The 21,046-nt window shown below is 46.0% G+C and carries 20 protein-coding genes; 10 read left to right on the top strand and 10 right to left on the bottom strand.

Annotated features, from left to right (window positions below; translation table 11 throughout):
* The first annotated feature begins 62 nt into the window (after positions 1-62).
* The 5 genes from gap to ACNI29_RS17105 all read left to right on the top strand — a co-directional run bounded on the left by gap (position 63) and on the right by ACNI29_RS17105 (position 4,928).
* Complete coding sequence (gene gap, locus ACNI29_RS17125; protein WP_419779580.1) at positions 63-1,049, top strand: type I glyceraldehyde-3-phosphate dehydrogenase; 987 nt, start codon at positions 63-65, stop codon at positions 1,047-1,049.
* Positions 1,050-1,214: 165 nt separating this feature from the next.
* Complete coding sequence (locus tag ACNI29_RS17120) at positions 1,215-2,024, top strand: amino acid ABC transporter permease (protein ID WP_419779579.1); 810 nt, start codon at positions 1,215-1,217, stop codon at positions 2,022-2,024.
* Between the two features lie 29 nt (positions 2,025-2,053).
* Positions 2,054-2,887: a transporter substrate-binding domain-containing protein gene (locus ACNI29_RS17115; RefSeq protein WP_419779578.1), complete on the top strand. Its 834-nt coding sequence runs from the start codon at positions 2,054-2,056 to the stop codon at positions 2,885-2,887.
* Positions 2,888-3,141: 254 nt separating this feature from the next.
* Positions 3,142-4,026: a transporter substrate-binding domain-containing protein gene (locus ACNI29_RS17110; RefSeq protein ID WP_419779577.1), complete on the top strand. Its 885-nt coding sequence runs from the start codon at positions 3,142-3,144 to the stop codon at positions 4,024-4,026.
* Positions 4,027-4,034: 8 nt separating this feature from the next.
* Entirely contained in the window at positions 4,035-4,928 is an 894-nt protein-coding gene (locus ACNI29_RS17105; protein ID WP_419779576.1) for an amino acid ABC transporter permease, read from the top strand.
* Here ACNI29_RS17105 and ACNI29_RS17100 read toward each other — a convergent pair.
* Positions 4,925-5,662, bottom strand: a complete 738-nt coding sequence (locus tag ACNI29_RS17100) for an HD-GYP domain-containing protein (RefSeq protein WP_419779575.1) — start codon at positions 5,660-5,662, stop codon at positions 4,925-4,927. The genes ACNI29_RS17105 and ACNI29_RS17100 overlap by 4 nt on opposite strands.
* A gap of 275 nt (positions 5,663-5,937) precedes the next feature.
* Between ACNI29_RS17100 and ACNI29_RS17095 the strand changes: the two genes are divergently transcribed.
* Positions 5,938-8,376, top strand: a complete 2,439-nt coding sequence (locus ACNI29_RS17095) for a methyl-accepting chemotaxis protein (RefSeq protein WP_419779574.1) — start codon at positions 5,938-5,940, stop codon at positions 8,374-8,376.
* A gap of 80 nt (positions 8,377-8,456) precedes the next feature.
* On the opposite strand, the gene ACNI29_RS17090 is transcribed toward ACNI29_RS17095, so the two are convergent.
* Both ACNI29_RS17090 and ACNI29_RS17085 read right to left on the bottom strand, forming a co-directional pair.
* The gene (locus ACNI29_RS17090; RefSeq protein ID WP_419779573.1) at positions 8,457-9,098 is read right to left on the bottom strand and encodes a lysophospholipid acyltransferase family protein; all 642 of its coding nucleotides are present in this window, start codon (positions 9,096-9,098) and stop codon (positions 8,457-8,459) included.
* Between the two features lie 2 nt (positions 9,099-9,100).
* Positions 9,101-10,864, bottom strand: a complete 1,764-nt coding sequence (locus tag ACNI29_RS17085; RefSeq protein ID WP_419779572.1) for an ABC transporter ATP-binding protein — start codon at positions 10,862-10,864, stop codon at positions 9,101-9,103.
* A gap of 187 nt (positions 10,865-11,051) precedes the next feature.
* On the opposite strand from ACNI29_RS17085, the gene yedF reads away from it, so the two are divergent.
* Complete coding sequence (yedF, locus tag ACNI29_RS17080; protein ID WP_419779571.1) at positions 11,052-11,675, top strand: sulfurtransferase-like selenium metabolism protein YedF; 624 nt, start codon at positions 11,052-11,054, stop codon at positions 11,673-11,675.
* 170 nt (positions 11,676-11,845) lie between these two features.
* The gene (locus tag ACNI29_RS17075; RefSeq protein ID WP_419779570.1) at positions 11,846-12,601 is read left to right on the top strand and encodes a pseudouridine synthase; all 756 of its coding nucleotides are present in this window, start codon (positions 11,846-11,848) and stop codon (positions 12,599-12,601) included.
* A 215-nt stretch (positions 12,602-12,816) separates the two neighbouring features.
* Here ACNI29_RS17075 and lolA read toward each other — a convergent pair whose 3' ends face one another.
* The gene (lolA, locus tag ACNI29_RS17070; protein WP_419779569.1) at positions 12,817-13,461 is read right to left on the bottom strand and encodes an outer membrane lipoprotein periplasmic chaperone LolA; all 645 of its coding nucleotides are present in this window, start codon (positions 13,459-13,461) and stop codon (positions 12,817-12,819) included.
* Positions 13,462-13,521: 60 nt separating this feature from the next.
* On the opposite strand from lolA, the gene ACNI29_RS17065 reads away from it, so the two are divergent.
* Positions 13,522-13,989: an L-2-amino-thiazoline-4-carboxylic acid hydrolase gene (locus ACNI29_RS17065; protein WP_419779568.1), complete on the top strand. Its 468-nt coding sequence runs from the start codon at positions 13,522-13,524 to the stop codon at positions 13,987-13,989.
* 131 nt (positions 13,990-14,120) lie between these two features.
* Here the strand turns inward: ACNI29_RS17065 and ACNI29_RS17060 are convergent, their stop codons facing one another.
* The 3 genes from ACNI29_RS17060 to ACNI29_RS17050 all read right to left on the bottom strand — a co-directional run bounded on the left by ACNI29_RS17060 (position 14,121) and on the right by ACNI29_RS17050 (position 17,545).
* Complete coding sequence (locus ACNI29_RS17060; RefSeq protein WP_419782117.1) at positions 14,121-16,337, bottom strand: DNA translocase FtsK; 2,217 nt, start codon at positions 16,335-16,337, stop codon at positions 14,121-14,123.
* 127 nt (positions 16,338-16,464) lie between these two features.
* Entirely contained in the window at positions 16,465-17,025 is a 561-nt protein-coding gene (efp, locus tag ACNI29_RS17055; RefSeq protein WP_419779567.1) for an elongation factor P, read from the bottom strand.
* Between the two features lie 64 nt (positions 17,026-17,089).
* On the bottom strand, positions 17,090-17,545 hold the full coding sequence (locus tag ACNI29_RS17050; RefSeq protein ID WP_419779566.1) for a type II 3-dehydroquinate dehydratase: 456 nt from the start codon (positions 17,543-17,545) through the stop codon (positions 17,090-17,092).
* 128 nt (positions 17,546-17,673) lie between these two features.
* Between ACNI29_RS17050 and yihA the strand changes: the two genes are divergently transcribed.
* Entirely contained in the window at positions 17,674-18,279 is a 606-nt protein-coding gene (gene yihA, locus ACNI29_RS17045) for a ribosome biogenesis GTP-binding protein YihA/YsxC (RefSeq protein ID WP_419779565.1), read from the top strand.
* A 58-nt stretch (positions 18,280-18,337) separates the two neighbouring features.
* On the opposite strand, the gene ACNI29_RS17040 is transcribed toward yihA, so the two are convergent.
* The 3 genes from ACNI29_RS17040 to ACNI29_RS17030 all read right to left on the bottom strand — a co-directional run bounded on the left by ACNI29_RS17040 (position 18,338) and on the right by ACNI29_RS17030 (position 20,913).
* Positions 18,338-19,465, bottom strand: coding sequence for an LptF/LptG family permease (locus ACNI29_RS17040; RefSeq protein WP_419779564.1), 1,128 nt, complete (start codon positions 19,463-19,465; stop codon positions 18,338-18,340).
* Positions 19,455-20,621 carry an LPS export ABC transporter permease LptF gene (gene lptF / locus ACNI29_RS17035; RefSeq protein ID WP_419779563.1) on the bottom strand — a complete coding sequence of 389 codons (1,167 nt, stop codon included), beginning with the start codon at positions 20,619-20,621 and terminating at the stop codon, positions 19,455-19,457. The genes ACNI29_RS17040 and lptF overlap by 11 nt, the downstream gene beginning before the upstream one ends.
* A 97-nt stretch (positions 20,622-20,718) precedes the next feature.
* Positions 20,719-20,913: a hypothetical protein gene (locus ACNI29_RS17030; protein WP_419779562.1), complete on the bottom strand. Its 195-nt coding sequence runs from the start codon at positions 20,911-20,913 to the stop codon at positions 20,719-20,721.
* Positions 20,914-21,046: the final 133 nt, after the last annotated feature.

Below are 21,046 nucleotides of genomic sequence, written 5' to 3'. Positions count from 1 at the left end.
ACTCGCCAGAGAACTTGTCGGGATTTTCAGAAAAAGGAGACACAATAAGGAGAAAATAAGCAATGGCTGTAAAAGTTGGTATTAATGGGTTTGGCAGAATCGGGCGCTACCTCGTCCGCCTGATTCACGACAGTAAAGATTTTGACCTTGTCGCAATCAACGCCCGTGCATCAAATGAAGACCTCGCTCTTCTTTTCAAACACGATTCTGTTCATGGGACCTACCCTGCTGAAGTTGAAGCAAACGAGGAAGGATTCACCATTAATGGCAAACAGGTCAAAGTAACCAGATGCGCTCCCGGTGAGTGGCTTTGGAAAGACCTCGGCTGTGAAATGGTTGTTGAAAGCACCGGTAAATTCCGTGACCGTGCAAGCTGTGAAAAGCATATGGCCTGCGGTGCAAAAAAAGTTATCCTCAGTTCACCCGGCATTGATTCAGATATTACTGTCGTTATGGGTGTAAACGATGACGACCTCACACCGGAACATAATATTATTTCCGGTGCGTCCTGCACCACCAACTGTCTGGCCCCCGTTGCCAAAGTCATCAACGATGAATTTGGTCTTGAGCGCGGTCTGATGACCACCGTACATGCATACACCATGAGCCAGAGAGTGCTGGACGGTTCCCACAAAGACATCCGTCGTGCCCGTGCATGCGCGGTGAACATGGTTCCGACCACCACTGGGGCCGCAAAAGCAGTAACCATGGTTATCCCGGAACTGGAAGGCAAACTTGATGGTATGTCCATCCGCGTTCCCACACCCAACGTTTCTCTTGTGGACCTGACCTGTGACCTCGGCCGCAGCACCACAAAAGAAGAAGTTAATGCTGTTCTTGCAAAAGCTGCAAATGAACACATGGGTTACACTGAAATGCCTCTTGTCTCCACCGACTATCTCGGCGACACCCACGGCGGTGTTGTTGACGGTCCGCTGACTGAAGTAATGGACGGCAAAATGCTCAAGCTCATCATCTGGTACGATAACGAAGCAAGCTTCACCAACCAGCTTGTTCGCCTGATGAACAAAGTATCCGGAATGATGTAAAAAACATTCCCATCGCAATCAAAAATCCCTCTCTTTTCTTTTGGATTGAGAGGGATTTTTTTTAACCGCAGTTAAAAAGTACCAGCAATTCATCTAAATTGTCGTTGACTTGACTAATTTAACAACATTCTGGATTTGTATTTAATTTCATAGTATTTGAGACATATGTTTGATTCTGACGGTCAGCAACCAAAGGCCGATAATAAAATTTTCATCATCGACTCCCTGCTTTTCTGTATAATCGCTATCGGTTTCTGCTACCTTCTTTACAGAGGAACAGAAACGCTTGGGTACAACTGGCAATGGTTCCGAGTGCCGGAATTCATATTTTCCCTAAATAACGGAAAATTAACTCCCGGCCTGCTCTTGCAGGGACTGGCAATTACCTTGAAAATTACCGGACTCAGCTTTGTGCTCACCTTTGCCATTGGCCTTGGTACGGCAATTATGCGCCTATCAAATTCATTCACCGCCAAGGGTCTTGCCCGGATTTATCTTGAATTGATCCGCAATACCCCGCTATTGATCCAGCTTTTCTTCATTTATTTTGTTGTAGCTCCTATCATCGGCATAGATGGTTTCTGGGCTTCAGTTATTGCCCTGAGCCTGTTTGAAGGAGCCTACGCTTCGGAGATTTTCCGGGCCGGAATCACTTCCATTGACCGGGGTCAATGGGAAGCGGCCTTCAGTCTGGGCGGTGATAAACGCTTTGCTTATTGCAACGTAATCCTTCCACAGGCGGTCCCGCGCATTGCGCCTCCGCTGGCGGGACAGGCCATCGCCCTGGTCAAAGATTCTGCGCTGGTAAGCACCGTCGCCATTTATGACCTGACCATGCAGGGACAATCAATAATTTCAGAAACCTTTTTAACTTTTGAGATATGGTTTACCGTAGCCGCCATATATCTTGTGATTACGCTTTTGCTTTCTTGGATGCTGGATAACGCAGCCCGAAAATTTAAAAGCGAATGGTAATTCACCAATTAAACAACCCGGAGGAAAAAATGACCTTATGGAAAACCGTCAGCGTGGGTATTACCACCGTGATACTGATTATGGGCCTTTCATCCGCAGTCTGGGCAGGAGATGCAAGACAAGCACTCTCTCAGGACAGCGCCCTTGAAACCATCCAGAAACGTAAAACACTGCGTGTAGGCTTTTCAACCTTCAAACCGTGGGCCATGAAAGATAAAAATGGCGATTTTATCGGCTTTGAAATTGATGTAGCCAAACGTCTCGCCTCCGACATGGACGTTAAAATCCGTTTCATCCCTACAAAATGGGACGGCATCATCCCAGCACTGCTGACCGGTAAATTCGATATCATCATCGGCGGTATGGGCATTACTCCCAAAAGAAACCTGAAGGTAAACTTTTCCGATCCTTATGAGTTCAGCGGTATGTCTATCGTTGCCAACAAGGACGTTGCAGCAGACAAATCTTCACTTACCGATTTCAACAATGCTGAAACCCGTGTTTCCGTCCGCCTCGGCACCACTGCTGAAAAAGCTGCAAAAAACTTCCTGCCCAAGGCTAACATCCTAAAGTTCAATGATGAAGCGGCTTCCATTCAGGAGCTTCTCAATGGAAAGGCTGCCTGCCTCGTGGCTTCCAACCCCCTGCCGGAAAATCTGGTCAAGAAATACCCCAATAAGCTTTACCTGCCCCTGCAGGCTGACTTCACCAGCGAGCCCATCGGTTTCGCAGTCCGCAAGGGCGATCCTGATTTCCTTAATTTCCTCAACAACTGGATCAGGGTCTGCAACTCTGAAGGCTGGCTCGAAGCCCGCTACAACTACTGGTTCAAAACCGAAGACTGGAAATCACAGGTAGAATAATCGAGTCTGCCGCAATTCATTAAACAGAATGCTCCCACAGACAAATATGTCGTGGGGGCGTTTCTACAATTGTTTTTCAGACTGTTTTACATTGCAGATCTAAGTTTTGAATGACAGTTTTGTCTTTTTTATTAAATGCTTCCAGAATTTTTACGTATCGCTTATAATTAAAGTGACCCATTCTAAATTACGTTCTTCTTTTTACGAGCGCCATCGATCGGAATTAAGGACGTAGATTAACATCGGAGGTTACGATGACTTTATGGAGAACTGCCTGCGTAAGCGTTGCAACAGTAATTCTAACCCTCAGCCTGGCCTTTCCGGTTTTGGCTGAAGACATCGGAAGAGCCTATTCAAAAAGCGGCACTTTGGAAAAAATACTCAACCGTAAAGTCCTTAAAGTCGGATTTGCTGCTTTTGAACCATGGTCCATGAAAGACGAAAATGGTCAGTTCAGAGGATTTGAAGTCGATGTAGCCAAGAGGCTTGCCTTGGACATGGGAGTGCAAGTAAGCTTCGTGCCCACCGAATGGGATGAAATGATTCCTGCCTTGGTAGACCACAAGTTTGATATCATTATCAGTGGCATGAACATGACACCGGAACGAATCTTAAAGGTCCACTTTTCCGACCCATATGAATTCAACTCAATGTCTATCGTCGCCAATAAGGATGTTGCCACTGGAAAAATGACCCGCGCGGATTACAGTAACGCCAAGGTTGGCGGTCCGGCACAGTTAAGATCCTTATCAGATCTCAACAGTCCTAAAATCATAATCGGTGTACGTCTGGGAACTACAGCCGAAAGCGCGGTGAAAAACTATACTCCCAAGGCCAAGTCCGTAACCTTCAAGAGCGAGGAAGCTTCCATCAAGGCATTGCTGAAAGGCGAAATATCATGTCTTATGGCCTCGCAACCGCTGCCGGAGATACTTGCAAAGAAGTATTCCAAAAAATTGTACTTACCTATGAAAAACGGATTTACCCGTGAACCAAGTGGATTTGCGGTTCGTAAAGGCGACATTGATTTCTTAACATATTTAAACAACTGGATAAGGATCTGCACTTCTGACGGCTGGCTTCAAACACGCTACCAACATTGGTTCAAAACCGACCCTTGGAAGAAGCAGATAAAATAGATTTATAAATGTTTGATTCTCCCCAAAAAATAACCTCCCGTGACTACATACTCTTTTTATGCATCATGGGAGGAATTATTTTTATTTTCCGGCATCTTGCACTCGGCCTAAACTACAACTGGGACTGGTCGGTTATTCCCGGATATATCGCCCGGTTTGATTCTGCATCCGGAGATTGGCGGGCGGGCATGCTCACTCAGGGTTTGCTTGTTACCCTGCGCCTATCTTTATGGTCTATCATACTTGGATTGTTCACAGGAACTGTCATGGGCATCTGGAGAGTGAGCCGGAGACCTTTATTACGCATGATATCGGGAACTTATGTAGGACTAGTCCGTAATGTTCCTCCATTGGTACTCATCTTTATATTCTACTTTTTCCTTGGCGACCAGATCATGCAGGCAACTGGTATCACCGAACTCTCATATTCGCTCGAAGACAGTACGTCCCCAGTGTTGAACGCACTTTTCGGGCCTGTGGAACAGCTTCCCGCCTTCTTGTCAGGCGTGTTAACCATGGCTCTATTCGAAGGAGCCTACATCACGGAAATCGTCCGTGCCGGAATTGAATCGATTGACCGCGAGCAATGGGAAGCATCTGCTGCTCTGGGCTTTACCAAACGCAACCAACTTATCCACATCATCCTGCCGCAGGCATTTTCCCGCTCTCTGCCGCCATTGGCCGGACAATTTATTTCAACCATCAAAGACTCATCTATTGTGTCGGTTATTTCAATTCAAGAGCTGACTTTTGCAGGGCAGGAACTGATGTCAGCAACCTACAGAACCTTCGAAATCTGGACATTGGTTATCCTGATGTACTTCCTCCTTACATTTCCCTGCTCACTTGCGGTGCGGGAACTTGAAAAAAAAATGAACATCCACAGAAGTCATAATCATTAAGACATAACACGGACCTGTTCTGAAAATGCTTTTCGGTCAGGTCCGAATTCTTCCACCAGAGTGGGGCTGCCTGCGAAATATTCTTCAATCTGCTCAGAACAATCTAAGAATGCCTCGACAACCAGCGGATCAAACTGTGACCCGGAACATTTTTTTATCTCCTCTACTATCTTTTTGAATTCCAATGCCTTACGATATGGGCGATTACTGGCCATAGCAGAAAGCGTATCTGCTACAGCTATGAGCCGTGCGCCGAATGGGATCTGATCCCCCTTCAAACCATAAGGATAACCACCGCCATCATACCGTTCATGGTGATGTAATATAATCCCGGTGATTTGATCCAATCCGGAAACTGATACCACAGGCTTAACAATATCCGCCCCCATACCGGGATGCTTCTTCACCATTTCATATTCATCCGCAGTCAGCCGCCCTTCTTTTTTTAAAATAGAATCCGGCAGCCCAATTTTTCCGATATCGTGCAAATGACCGGCAATATGAAGCAACTCACACTCCCGATCAGGCAAGCCCAGTTCCACCGCCAGCATCTGGGCAACTACGGCAACCTCTTCCGAATGTGAACATGTGTAATGATCTTTAGCATCAATGGCATTTCCCAACGATTCGGCAAATTGATGAACAGTCATGCTTGCAACATTTTCTGTTTCTAAACGTGTTCTTTTACCAGCAAAAAAATCTAGCAGCTTTCTCATTTGATATGATTTATCCAAATATTCAGTTTGATTTTGAAATGTCACCGACAATATTGAATGTGAGAATGAGTGTCAATTGCATAAAGATTAAAATCTTTAGGCTATAATATAATTCAATGAAATTCATTTATAAAATTGCAAGCCATAAAGCCCTTACTTCAAAACTTTGTATTCGAAAACAACTATACAGCTCTAATTAATGAGCTTTTAACCAAACTGTAACCTTAAAGACATAGTAAACATTCTTTATACCCTTAAGTTTCCTTCATCAAATGCTGAGGAGGAACTTCTGCATGTCTCTGAAATTAAAGTTGATCACATTTTGTGTTGCTATAGGCCTTATTCCACTGATTCTAATCGGAGTGTTGAGCGTTAATATGGCTTCGCATACATTATCCAGCCAGGCTTTCGGACAACTTGAATCAGTCCGGGATGCAAAAAAGAAAAATATTCAAGACCTTGTCGATAAATGGTTTCAAGAAGTGGAACTGTTCTCAAACGTCAAGGAAATATATAATACGGTCGGTTTGATCGGAGAGTACACCATGGAATATGCTCTCCCCGGTAAAACTATGGATGTAGGTTCAGAGGAATATGTTGAATTGCACCAATATGCTTCTCCTCCTTTCCAACCTTTCGTAAAAACGTTGGGTTACGATGACGCTCTCCTCATGAATGATTATGGGCGGGTTCTGTATTCCGTAAAAAAAGAAAAAGACCTCGGAGCCGACCTCAAAAAAGGACAATATAAAAATACAAACCTCGGTCGTGCATTTGCAAAAGCGGTCAAAGGCGAAATCGTGTTCGCCGATTTTGAACCTTATGCTCCCATGGGTGGAAAACCGGTCGCATTTGTCTGTGCCCCGGTTCACTCGCACGCAGGTGACATTCAGGGAGTTGTCGCTCTGCGAATTCCCCTTAAAGAAATAAACTCCATTATGACCCTACGCTCAGGTATGGGGAAAACAGGTGAATCCTACCTTGTCGGTCCTGATATGCTCATGCGTTCAGATTCGGAGCTTAATTCAGGCTTCCGCACAGTAAATAAATCTTTTAGTAACCCAGACTCCGGTAAAGTTGATTTCAAAGCAGTAAAACTAGCTCTGCAAGGCCAAAGCAAAACCGCTTTATTAACCACGCCTTCGGGAATTGAGAAACTAGTTGCCTTCACTCCCATTGAGGTAGGCAGATCTCGCTGGGCGTTGATCTCAGAAATCAGCAAAAAAGAAGCCTTCCATGCAGTGACCAGACTACAGACGTTTGCTTTTATCATCTCGGCTGTCACCGCTGTGCTGGTTGTACTGGTTACACTAGTATTCCTGCGCCGCTCAATTTTCGACCCTCTTGAACGCATTGAAACTTTTGTCAGCGCTATCGCAAGTGGGAATTTCAAGGCTAGATTGGAGGGTAAATTCAAAAGTGAAATAAAAAAACTCGCTGAAGGCATTCAAATTATGGTCAGCGAGCTAAAAAACAAACTTGGATTTTCGCAGGGAATGCTTGACGGCATGACTGTCCCCTGCCTGATTTCCGATACTGACGCCAAAATATCTTACATTAACCAGCCTCTTTGCGAATTGCTGGAAAGTAACGGCTCGTGTGAAAGCTGGATTGGGCGTCCTGTCAAAGAACTGTTACAGGCCCCTCCCGGCGAGAGAGGCATCTTGACTCGCTGTCTTGAAGATAAACAGGCTATCCTTAATGTTGAACGCTGCTGGAAAACGAAGAAGAATAATTTCCGCGACGTACGCATAGACGCAGCTCCGCTCTACGATCTGGACAATGAATTGATCGGTGGTTTTGCAATAATCGTTGACCTCACAGACATAAAGGCCAAGGAAAAGCAAATCAACGAACAACACCAAGTAATGGTCGAAATTACCGAAAAAGCCCAGTCTATTTCGAAATATCTGACCAAAGGTGCATCAGAAATTGAAACTCAGGTTGATCAGGTCAGTTCAAACACTGAAAAGCAATTTGACCGTATCGAATACTCATCACAGGCCATCACTGAGATGAACCAGACTTTAATGAACTCTGTCTCCAATGCTGAGAATGCTGCAGCACAAGCAAAATCCACCCGTGAACGAGCGGAAGACGGTATGCAAACCATGACTGAAACAAGTGTCGCTATAGACCAGCTGCAAGCTCTTTCGGACACAGTAAAAGAAAATATGCATCAACTTGGTGACCATAGCCATTCCATCGGCGGCATTATAGGAGTGATTAATGATATTGCCGACCAGACCAACCTGCTGGCCCTGAACGCGGCAATTGAAGCCGCTCGTGCAGGCGAAGCCGGACGCGGATTTGCAGTAGTAGCGGATGAGGTCCGCAAGCTTGCCGAGAAGACCATGCAATCCACCAAAGAAGTCGAAGTGGCTATTAAAAGTATCCAGGCTTCCGCAAAATCAAACATCGCTAACACCGACCAGACGGTGGAAGCGGTCGAACATGCCAGTGTATTGGTTGGAAAGTCTGTACAGGCTTTTCAGGAAATATCTGGTAAGTCTATCGATACGGCTACTGAAATCGAAAAGATTGCTCACGCTACAGACCAGCAATCAGAAGCGCACGATCAGATTCACAGAAGTGTGGAAGACCTGAAAATGCTGGCAGGTGACACCAAATCCGACATGCAGGAATCAGCAAAATCCATAACTTCTCTCGCGCGGACAGCACAGGAACTGGAAAAACTGATAGAACGTCTCAGCAACGCCGCCGGGATTTAACTTTCTACTTACGTCAAAACAAAAGCCGCCCTGCTCCAATAAGGAACAGGGCGGCTTTATTATGATCAAATAAAAGTATCTTAAGGCTTCATGCCGGCCATGACCTCTTCAAGGCGGCGAGCTTCAGAATCCAAAATTTCTTCATCAAGCTTTTGGTCAGTCACTTCAAAAGGTTCGCCGAGCAGAATCTTGCAGGGCATAAACGGCTTGGGCAGCTCAAATCTATCCCATGATTTATGAAAAATAACCGGATTGGACGGATAAGCACGCATAGGAATGATCGCCGCTCCGGTTTTCTGGGCTATAGCCAGAATTCCGGGTTTGACTTCATGGCGCGGTCCTTTGGGACCATCCATGGTAATAGCCCCGATCTTTCCTTGTTTACGCATAACGCGCGCAACTCCGAGCATTGCCTTAAGGCCGCCACGGGTAGAAGATCCGCGGGCAACTTCATAGCCGATGCGCTCCAGCACCTCGGTAATAATCTGTCCGTCTTTGCTGTCGCTGGCCATAGTCACCAGCGGCAGTTTCTTGAGAAATCCCATTCCGATCAGGCTGAACAATTCATTATGCCAAAGAGCCAGCATCAACGGCTTGCCCTGTTCATGAAGCGAAATAACCCTTTCGTCTCCCTGCACATCAAAGCGCATGGAGCGCACCCACCAGCGATACAAGAAGGCCACCTGAGGCGCGAATATGACCGGATCAATCTTGATCTTCATAACTATGAATTATCCTGAAACTGCATGTTGTAGAGCTTGATGTACAGGGGACAATTTTCCAACAACTCTTTATGGGTGCCTTTGGAAACAATCTTACCCTTTTCCATAACCACAATCACGTCAGCGGAAAGAACAGTGGAAAGCCTATGGGCAATCACAATGCTGGTTCTGTCCTTCATGAGGTTCTCAAGAGCCATCTGTACGATGCGTTCCGCCTCAGTATCAAGAGCACTGGTTGCTTCATCAAGAATGAGCAACGGAGGGTTCTTGAACAGCGCACGCGCAATGGTCAGACGCTGTTTCTGACCGCCGGAAAGACGTACTCCACGCTCACCGACAATGGTGTCATACCCTTCAGGAAGCTTCTCAATGAACTCGTGAGCGAAAGCAGTTTCTGCACATTCACGCACATTTTTAGGATCTGAATCAACACTCACATAAGAAATGTTGTCCTGAACGCTGGAGTTAAAAAGGAAAGTTTCCTGAGAAACCATACCGATATTCAAACGAAGAGACTTTAGGGTATATTCATTGACCGGTCTGCCATTGAGCATAATCTCACCCTGCTCAGCATCATAAAACCGGGGGATAAGGTTGACCAGAGTGGTCTTACCGGATCCACTGGGACCGACAATGGCAACTTTCTGTCCAACCTCAACATCAAGATTGATGTCATCCAGCACTGGGGCTTCAGAAGAAGAATAACTGAAAGTCAGGTTCTTGATTTCCAGTTTACTGAAATTATTCTCCAGCTCAACGCTGCCGCCCTTCTCCACATTAATTATTGGGGAATCAAGGATTTCAAAGACCCTTTCCGCACCGGCAAGAGCACGCTGAATTGCAATGTTGGAAGAGTTCATCTTTTTGATCGGCTCATAAAGCATGACCAGTGCTGCAATGAATGAAAAGAAAGTACCCGGAGTTGAATGTCCATCAATAACCTGTGCCCCGCCATACCAGAGCACAAGGCCAATACCGAATGCACCGACAATTTCCATAATCCGGGAAGAGAGTTCGCTGTTGAGAATTTCCTTAATCGCGATGGTGACCAGGCGATTGTTTTCATTCTCAAATTTAGCAGTTTCCCGGTTCTCATTGGCAAAAGCCTTGATGACTTTTACCCCGCTGAAAGATTCCTGCAGCAGAGCGTTGATATCCGAAATTTTGCTCTGGTTCTTGCGGCCGAGCTTGCGCAGTTTGCGTCCGAAATAAAAGAATGGATAAATAGCAAGCGGCAGCACCAGAACTGCAAAAGAAGCAAGGTAAGGATCACGATAGAAAACCAGTCCCATCAGGCAGACAATAGTAAATGCTTCACGGATCATCATAATAAAAGAAGGAAGACTGGCCCGGATCTCAACCACATCATTCAAGATGCGGGACATGAGCATACCGACCTGACTTTCTTCAAAAAAGTCCATAGGCAGACAAATGATCTTGCTGAACAGATCGTTTCTTAACCTCTCCAGCACAAGCAATCCTGTGCTGTTCATGAGGTAGGTCTGTAAAAACCTGAACACACCTTTAATCAGCATCACAAGAATAAAGGCGATCGGGACCAGTTTCAGTGCTTCACGGTCTTTATTGATAAAAATATCATCCATGGCCGGCTGAATCAGATACGCGGTGGCGGCAGTTGCTGCGGCCACGATTGCCATAGAAATAAAAGCAATAATGATTTTAACTTTGTATGGTCCGAAATATGAAAGACACCGTTTGATAAGGTGTTTGTTTTTCAGATAGCTGTATTTTTCACCTTTAGGCAAATTTAACTCCTTTAGTATGGCTGAACGCCGATTGCGCTATTTCCTTACTTGTCATTGGCTTCGACTGCAAGTGTCTATTACGTAAAGATAGATTTATCCGATAGCTTAGCCCTGTTTTTATTAAATAAATCGATTTGACCGCCAAGCAAAGCCTATGATTCTAATCAATACATAAGGAGAATTGAAAATGTCAGTAAAAATAGATTGTAAAGGACTTCCCTGTCCGCAGCCTGTACTTAAATGTAAAAATGCTATCGAATCAGACAACCCTGCAAAAATAAAAATTATTGTTGATAACGAAGCAGCCAAGGAAAATGTCTCACGCTTCATGGCAACCAAAGGATACGAGGTCAGCATCAAGGAAAAGGACGGAGCCTTCGTTCTTAAAGGCAAAAAAGATGTTTCCGCTTCTGCAGCCGCGCAGGACTGTGAAGTCTGCGAAGTTATGAGCGGAGAAGAACTCTCGCAAGTCGGAAACAAGACTCTCGTTTTCCTGAACAGCGAATTCCTCGGCAGCGGAGACGACAAGCTCGGAGCCGGACTGATGTTCAACTTTCTCTCCACCCTGCCCGAACTGGGTGATTCCCTCTGGCGAATCCTTATGGTCAACAGTGCGGTCAAACTTGCAACTGAAGATCACAAATGCCTTGAAAAGCTACAGGATCTTGAAAAAGAAGGCGTGTCTATTCTCGTTTGCGGAACCTGCCTCGACCACTTCGACCTGCTCGACAAAAAACAGGTCGGTGAGACAACAAACATGCTCGATGTGGTCACCAGCCTGCAGCTTGCCACTAAAGTCATAAAAGCTTAGATATGTGCCTCCGGGGTCTGGGGAAAGGAAACTTTTTCCAAAAGTTTCCTTTTTCCAGACCCCATCCATCCAAAACTTTTTAGCGAGCTTTGCTAGCAGTTACCGCGAATTGTGTGGAATTAAAAGTTTTGCTGTATTTAGGGATAGCACTTTTTAACGCTTGAGAAATTATGACTGAAAAATCTACTGTAAGACTTAATAAATATATTGCCTCCGCCGGGATCTCCTCCCGACGCGGAGCAGATGAACTTGTCCAGAAAGGCAAGGTAAAGATCAACGGACAGCTTGCTGATTCCCCCGGTATTCAGGTTGATCCTGAAAATGACCGTGTGGAAGTAAACGGAAAACTTGTGCAGCACGACAAGAAGTCTGACGACTTATACATTCTGCTGCACAAGACCATTGAGACCGTAACCACCGCCAAAGATCCACAGGGCCGCAAGACCGTTCTCGACCTGCTCCCCGCAGATATCGTTAAACGCAGAGTCTTTCCCGTTGGCAGGCTGGACTTTTATTCCGAAGGTCTGCTCCTGCTCACCACTGATGGAGAACTCTGCAACCGCATGACCCATCCCAAGTGGCACCTGCCCAAAATCTACCACGTAACCATCCGTGGGAAGCTTTCGGAAAAAGAAATTTTGATCATAGAGAACGGCATGTATCTCGAAGATAAGGATGAGCTTCTCGCTCCGGTCAAAATAAAAGCCCTCTCCGAAATCGGCGACACTACAAAGTATGAAATGGAACTGCGCCAAGGCATCAACCGCCAGATCAGACGCATGTTCAGTGAATTTGATAAGACCATCCTCCGCCTTAAAAGAGTTCGTCAGGGCCGCGTCGAGCTGGGCAATCTCAAACCCGGTAAATGGCGTGAACTAAATGCGAAGGAACTGACTTTGCTCAAAAATGATTTAAAGTTGAAATAGAATGCCTCCGGCGGCGCTTTTAGCGCAACCAAAGAAACTTTTAATAAGCTTAGCTTGAAGCGCATTAAACGACTTAAGACAAAACAACCGCAATATCTTTGAGATATTGCGGTTGTTGCATTTCGATTCAATCTGAAAACTATCTGCAAAGCAGAACAAAGGATTTAAGGCCCCGGCAGAATTCCCTGAAAGATCCGCCAAAGGCTAATAATTCTTTAATTACTCTTTGTATTATCTTCCACGTCCACGCCTTCGGGCGGTATGAACTGGAACAGGCTGTCATCCACAGCAGGATCAATTTCAATATTGCTCATATACACTTCGTTACCGTTGCCGTAGAAGTCTACCACCAGCACCTTGCGCATCATTTTCTTTTCCGGATCAATCCACACATAAGCCAGCACCATACCGGTTTCCGGCTCCAGAGGCATCAGCTTGAGTTTGATCAAACCGTTATCATCACCCTGATTCTCAACCACGAAATCTTCTTCGAGCTTAGCCTGACCGGATATGAATTTGATCATGGTCTTGGAGTTGAAAAGCTGCTTGGTGCGGTATTTCAGGGCCAGTTTGTCTTCCGGGAAATAATCCCAGACAATGGATTCACCGACAATCAGCAGTTCGGGTTCGGGCTTCACGGATTCCCAGCGCAATAGAGAGGGCTGCTTAAAGACAATTTTACCGGAGCGAACATCCTGTTCTTTACTTGCGGCATTGGTCAAAGTCTGAGTAAAATCCGCACTGAATGTTTTAATTGAGTCGTATGTTTTTTGAATCTCGGTGGTCAATTCATCAGCAACCGCAACGGAACTGAATGAAAGCAAAACCGAGATAGCAAGCAGTAATATCCTGAATCTCATTATTCTCCTCGTGAATTCGGGTTCATCTACAAAAACAGTCTTAACCCTTTTGGATTGATTATGAAAGTACAACCTGTATCACAAATTTCCCGCCGCCTCATAGAGGCCGAACTTTACGGTGAACTCTATGAAACAATGAGCGAGCAATTCGGGCAGGAAAAAGCCCTGCAAATCATAGCTGAAAACCTGCAAAAATCGGCCCGTAAAGCAGGCCAAAATTTAGCCGCCAGCGTTAGCACTCCAAATCTTGAACATTTCGCCACTGTAGTCGAAATCTGGAAAAGGGATGACGCCATTGAAGTTGAAAATATATACATCAACGGCAATGAATTGACAGTCAAAGTGATCCGCTGCCGTTATCAGGAATCATACCAAGAAATGGGATTGCCTGCAGAACTCTGCAAACTTCTCTCCTGTTCCCGCGACGAACCATTCGCCAAAGGATACAGCGAGAAACTGAGCATGGTCCGCGAAACCACCCTCGCAGAAGGCGGCGACTGCTGTCCATTTAAATTTATCTGGGATTAGTTGAAGATTAATATTTTCCTTTCAATAAATTAAAAGTCCGTAAGATCTTCAAGATCCTACGGACTTAAATATTATGTCACCTTAACAAACTACATGCTAAGCATACTAAAAAGATTCTTGGCCTCCGAAGGCTAATCTTTAGTAACCAAAACTATGCGTGGCTTGCTGCCATCCTGTGGTCCAAGAATGCCGTCCTGTTCCATCTGCTCGATGAACCGGGCCGCACGGTTAAACCCGATACGGAACCTGCGCTGCAACAGCGAGATGGAAGCCTTACCCTGCTCCATGACGAACTGTACGGCCTCGTTATAGACTGGATCGTCGGACTCTCCGGGCATGGAACCGGGACCTGCGCCTGATGACGGGGACTCTTTCCAATCTGTGAAATCAAGTTCGAAATCCTGCGGATATTTCTTCTTCCAGAAATCAACCACACCCTTGATTTCATCATCTTCCACCAGCGCGCCATGCAACCTGCGCAATTTTGAGCCGCTGGGTTTAAAGAGCATATCACCACGTCCGAGCAGCTTTTCAGCACCAACCATATCAAGAATGGTCCGTGAATCGTGCTTGGAGGTAACCTGAAAAGAAATACGGGTCGGGAAGTTTGCTTTAATCAATCCGGTAACAACATCAACAGAAGGACGCTGGGTAGCAAGGATAATATGAATCCCGGCCGCGCGCGCCAGCTGCGCCAGACGTACAATACTGATCTCAACGTCCTTACCGGCAGTAAGCATCAGGTCGGCAAGCTCATCAACAACGATAACCAGATACGGCATCGGTTCGAGATCTTCCAACTCTTCAGGCAGATCATCGCCGGACTTGGCCAGCTTCTCATTGTAGCTGGCAATGTTACGTACACCCAAACGGGCCATGTTCTCGTAACGCTTGTCCATCTCAAATACTGCCCATTCCAATGCGGACTTGGCAAGAGCCATGTCAGTAACAACCGGATGCACAAGGTGTGGCAGGCTGGCGTAGACAGCAAGTTCAATGCGTTTGGGGTCTATAAGCAACAGCTTGACTTCTTCGGGGCCAGCTTTGTAGAGCATGGACATAAGCAAACCGTTCAGACAGACACTCTTACCCGCGCCGGTAGCCCCTGCAACGAGCAAGTGCGGCATCTTGGCGAGGTCTGCAGAAACAGGTTCACCTTGAATATCCTTACCCAAAGCCATGGTCAGCGGGGACTTGGATTTGGTAAAGCAGCTGTGCTCAAAAATTTCACGCAGATATACGGTCTGCCGATTATCATTGGGGATCTCAATTCCTACAGAATCCTTGCCCGGAATAGGCGCCTCAATACGAACAGCAGTAGCTTTAAGAGCCAAAGCAATGTCATCGGTCAAGTTCGCAATCTTGCTAACCTTGACGCCCGGAGCTGGGCGGAATTCAAACATGGTTACCACCGGCCCGGGAATAACCTTCTGAACTTCGCCATCTATATTAAAATCGTTCAAACAGACCTTTAAGGCTTCGGTCTTCTCTTCAAGATCCTTGGGATCAAATTGAACTCCGGCAACTTTGGGTTCTGCTAAGAAATCAAAAGTTGGGAAATCTGTGCTGATATCAATTTTTTTGGCTTTGGGCTTCTTGGGCTTTGCCTTGGCTTTAGGCTTTTCCTTTTTGGCTGATTCACGTTGAAACGGTTTGAGAACGAGAAGTCCGTCCTCTTCCTCTGTGTCAGCATCAACAGCATCCTTATCCGCAGCCAGTTCTTTTTCAGCTTCGCGGGAGGCTTTAGCTTCAGCCTTGGCTTTTTTGCGTTTTGCACGCTTCACAGCCTGTTCGGATTTCATTCGCTTGGCCTTGCGTTCCACCCGCTCCTTATTTTTAAGGAAGAAATCGGTAAGTATGGAACGCAAACGCTTGCCGATGGAAGCCCAGCTGAGATTAAGTGTCAACTGAATCCCGGCCAAAGTCATGAACATCCAGAAGAGAAAAGCCCCAACTGGCTTGAGGTATTTAAAAGACCACTTGGACAGGATTCCGCCGATAAAGCCACCTTCATGAATGAGCAGGGGCTTCTGAAATTGAACCAGCCAAGGATGTGATGCCCAAGCCAGCATGCAGACATAGAGCAACACCAAACCTGTCCAACGCCACCACGGCTGACGCAGTGTACTGATAAAGGAAGTGATACCGAGAAAAAGAAAATAGAAAGGAAAAAGCCAAGAGCCCAGACCGAGCATCTCAACAAGAATTCCGGCGGCATATGATCCGGCCGGACCGATCATGTTCTTAACTTTCCAGTTGTTGCTGACTGCCTGATTGAGGGTCGGGTCCCCCGGATGGTAGGAGTACATGCTTATAAAAAGAAATACGGCTAAAAAAATCCAGAACATGCCGGAAATCTCTTTTGCGAATTTTCCGCTGGGCAGTGTCACATCCTCCGTTTGATGCCGGAAAGGGGCTGGTGAAAATACAATTTTCGGGGAGCGCTAAGCCCCCCGAAACAAGTAACAAACCTAATTACTTTTCACGTCCGAGGTATTCGCTGGAACGGGTATCGACTTTGATCTTGTCACCTTCGTTGATGAACAGGGGTACGTTGATGCCCAGTCCGGTTTCGAGGGTAGCAGGCTTGGTTGCGTTACTTACGCGGTCACCCTGGATGCCGGGATCGGTCTGGGCAACTACGAGAATTACGGAAGCAGGCAGATCAACACCGATAACTTCTCCGTTGTAAAGCAGAGCTTTGTTGGTTTCACCTTCTTTCATGAAACCGCCTGCAGTTGCGATAACATCTGCGGGTACGTTCATCTGCTCGTAGGATTCGAGATCCATGAGAACGTAATCTTCACCGTCTTTGTAAAGGTACTGCATTTCCTTGGTAGCCATATCAGGCTTCACAACTTTTTCACCGGAACGGAAAGTCTGGTCAGTGATGCGGCCGGTAAACATGTTACGCAGCTTGGTGCGGACAAATGCGCCGCCCTTACCGGGTTTGAAATGCTGAAATTCAACAATTTCAAAAGGTTTACCATCAATTTCGATCTTCAATCCGTTTCTAAAATCTTTAGTAGAAATCATAATTTCCTCCAATAAAATATTATTTGCAAAGAGGCTGTGACTCTATCAAGCGCAACCCCGATGTTTATTCAGCTGTCACGTGTGTAAACAATGCTTGAACGGCCAAGGCATAGCTCATTATTCCGAATCCGGCAATTACTCCAATACACTGTTTTCCCATAAAACTTTTCTGGCGAACTGGATCTTCTGTCCTCGCCCAGATATTACTGATATGAACTTCTACACAGGGAACTTCAATCCATGCAAGGCAATCTGCCAAAGCGAGACTTGTATGGGTGTATGCTCCAGCGTTGAAAGCGACCCCGTCGACACCCTCTTCTCGAGCTTTTTCAAGCCTATCGATCAACGCTCCTTCAGAATTGGATTGAAAAAATTCCAGTTTAATCTCATCAGCTTTCTCGCCCATGATAGTTTTGAGATGATCGGGAATATCTTCAATCTTATCAGAACCGTAGATCTCAGGCTGACGTTTACCGACATAACCGAGATTAGGTCCGTTCAAAATCAGGAAGGTTTTCATGGAATCCACCTATAATAAATTAATGTTATGGAAAATATTCTTGTCATGAACGCTTTGCTTGACTAGCCTCAATAAATAAGTGAACAAGTCAGGTTTAAGCAAACACGAATAATCAAGGACAATTCCTTATGGATAATACACTGACACTAATTAAAACAGTTTACGAGATCAATCAGCTTGAAGAATTCGCCGCGCCGCAGATTATTCTGGCCGGACGCTCCAACGTGGGAAAATCCTCGCTGATCAACTGCCTTGCAAACAGAAAAAAACTGGCCAAAATCAGTTCCACGCCGGGTAAAACACGCAGCCTCAACTACTACGAAGTAAGCCCGCATGGCTACTTTCTGGTAGACCTGCCCGGCTACGGTTACGCTCGCTGCTCAAAGACTGAACGCGCTAAATGGGCAAAATTGATCGACAACTACATGCTCGACAACCCACACATCGCAGCAGCGGCAGTTCTTCTGGACAGCCGCCACAATCCGCAGCAGAATGATCTGGACCTGATTTCCTACTTCAAACACTGCAACCTCCCTATTCTGCCGATCATGACCAAATCGGACAAGACCAAGCAGAAGGACCGTGCTAAAGTCCAGAATAAATGGGAAGATATCCTTAAAGTCAAGCCGATTTGCGTATCCAGTAAAACCGGCATGAACCGCACCAGACTCTGGAACCTGCTTGATGTTACTGCAATTCCTGAACTGGCAAATATTGAAGAAGAATCAAAATAGAAGAATTAAAAAGACCTATTTATGGGGCATTCCATCATCCGGTGGAATGCCCTTTTTCTTATCTTTTCAATTTAGTCATGTACTTGCCGAAATGTTCCGGCAGGAGCACCCATGCAATTCTGGTGAGTGCCAGTAAACTGACGAGAATATTACCCAGCCACGCCGCAATCATAGGCGGCAATGCCCCGCTATCCCCTGCTGACGCACCGACCATGAACAGGGCGTAATAGGTAAAGACTAAAGCCAGCCCGACCCCGATATTCACATAAATATTCTCGGTGATGGTAACTAATGCCAACGATACCAGTGCCATGGTCAATAATGAAAAAGCATAGGACCATTTGGTATGCCATGCTGTGATCAGACGATCCACATTTGAACCGGACAGCTTAAGCTGCTCAATAACTTGATCAAGCTGCCAGAGCGGTAGCTGGGCCGGATCAATATCCGGGTCGACCACTTTAAATACGTCTAGGTTCAGCTTGATAGGCATGGTGAAAATCGGATGTTCATGGGAAGCAAAACGATCCGGACTAAGTTCAACCGCGTTCTCAAGCTTCCATCCGTACTTGCTGCTGACCTCTGCGCTTTCTGAGGTGATCACCCGCTTGATACCACCGTTATTATCGGCAAATTCGTACACGGTGATACCCTTTGCCCTGTTACCGAACGGCATGACTTCCTTGGCCTCGACCACGAAACGCCCTTCTTTGAGCCAGATATTTTTGAGCACCCGCTTATCCAGCATGCTTTTACGCACGTCTTCTTTCCATATACGGTAGGCTTCCTGCTCACCGTAAACGCCGATTACCTGCGAGAACAAGAGCTGCCCGAAAGACCAGATCACGGCGTAAATCACGAAAAATCTGAAAAACCACGCCAGAGAAAGGCCCCCGGTACGCAACGCCAAAAGCTCCTTATTGCGGGCCATGACGCAAAGCTGCACGATCATGGAGATCAGAAAAACAGCAGGTAGAATCTGGGAAAAAATAAGCGGCATCTTAACCAGAAAATACTTCAGGATAGTGCCCATTCCCAAACCGGCTTCAATGAAATCATCCAGACGGTCAAAGAGGTCGGAAAGCAAATAAATACCGGTTCCTACTCCAAGGCAGACACACATAAGGAAAAGATTCTGTTTCAACACATAAGAAGCAAGATATCCCGGAAGAAGTCTACGAATCATCTTTCTTCCTCCTGAGTTTTTTCAGGAACGGAATCCTGATGCTGAATGAATGCTCCATAACCGCCATTTTGAGTAGAATCACTGAAATAATGGCAAACGACACATTTGGTAACCAAAGGCCGACAACCGGGGTCAACACCCCGCTTTCGCCAAAGGTTACCCCAAGGGAAAGCATCGTGTAATATACGAGAAAAAGGCCCATGGAGATCAAAAGGCCGTACTGCTGCTTAAGCCCTCTGAAGATACAAGCAATCGGCATGGCAAACATACCTAGAACCAGACAGGCGACAGGTAATGCCAGTCTTTTTTGAACCTCTACTTGAACTTTTTTGAAAAAACCGGGGTCGATTTCCCCAGCGCGGTCACCGGCGCGGCTGATACGAACCAGCTTTTCCCATGACATTTCTTTGGGACGCAATTCATCAACATCATAGCCTTTAAGAATATTGGCCAACGGAATGCGCACGTCATAGTTCTTGAACTTAAGTACGCTAAGCTGGTCCCGCTCCTGCTGGTAGATACGCCCATTCTCCAGATGAATAAGCAAACGCCCCATCATTGGATCAGTGCGGATTTCACCGAGCGGGGCAACAATGGTCGCGGTCATTTCCTTACGGGTATTGTCGCGGACGAAAACAGAACGCATTACTCCGTTGTTGTCATCAACCCCCTCAGCATAGAAAACCAGCCCCGGAAAATTCTTATTGAAAACTCCCGGCTGAATAGCAAGCTGACTCTGGGTCCGCGCAAGTTCCATGAGGGAATTGCGGAAATTTTCCGTACCCCACGAAAGACCGTACAGTGAAAAATAAAAATCAGCCCCGGTACATAGCAGGCAGAAAATAATCGGCGCAGGCAGAAGCCTGTATAAACTCAATCCACCGGATTTAAGAGCTGTGATCTCATTATCAGCGTTCATCCTCAAAAAGGTAAGGAAAATCGAAAGCATGGTTGCAATCGGCGTGAGAATGAGCAGAAAAAACGGACATAGATACATGAACAGCTTGGCCATTTCCAATGCGCTGATGCTCTGCCCCATGAACAGATCCCGGAACTGGAGCAGCCTTCCGATAAGGATCAAGCCCATGAACCCTGATATGCTTAGGGTAAATATGGATATGAGTTCTTTAAAAATATTGCGATGAAGAAGCTTCAATTTAGTTCCCGCAAAAGATGCAGACAAAAAAATTAATCAGAATGGGCAAATTCACAGCCCGTCACATGAAATAAAAACAGGAGAATGAACCGGGAGCCTAGCAATCGGGTTCTTCAGCATTGTTTTCTGCATAAAAACGTTCCATAAATTCCATATCTTTCGGGGAAAGGTTGAAACGCATAGCAGCCTCTTCAAGCAGTGATTTCAGAGGCTTTCCGGTTTCTTCATGCTGTTCGGAAATCCACTTGATAGCCTTTCTTGTCAATTCACAGGGAGGCACGATGGTAGTCATATATTTATATCCTTGTTTAAGACGTAGTTGATTAATATTTATCAGTACACCAGCTTGCCGCCCCTTGCAACTTTGTGCAGGCTGGCTTACCCAATGCGGGTTACTTGAAAACCATACCGGAACTTCCGGCAAT

The organism is Maridesulfovibrio spiralis (SeqCode), from assembly GCF_048571135.1.
Classification (GTDB): Bacteria; Desulfobacterota; Desulfovibrionia; order Desulfovibrionales; family Desulfovibrionaceae; genus Maridesulfovibrio; species Maridesulfovibrio spiralis.
This window is presented reverse-complemented; position numbering and strand designations above follow the sequence as displayed.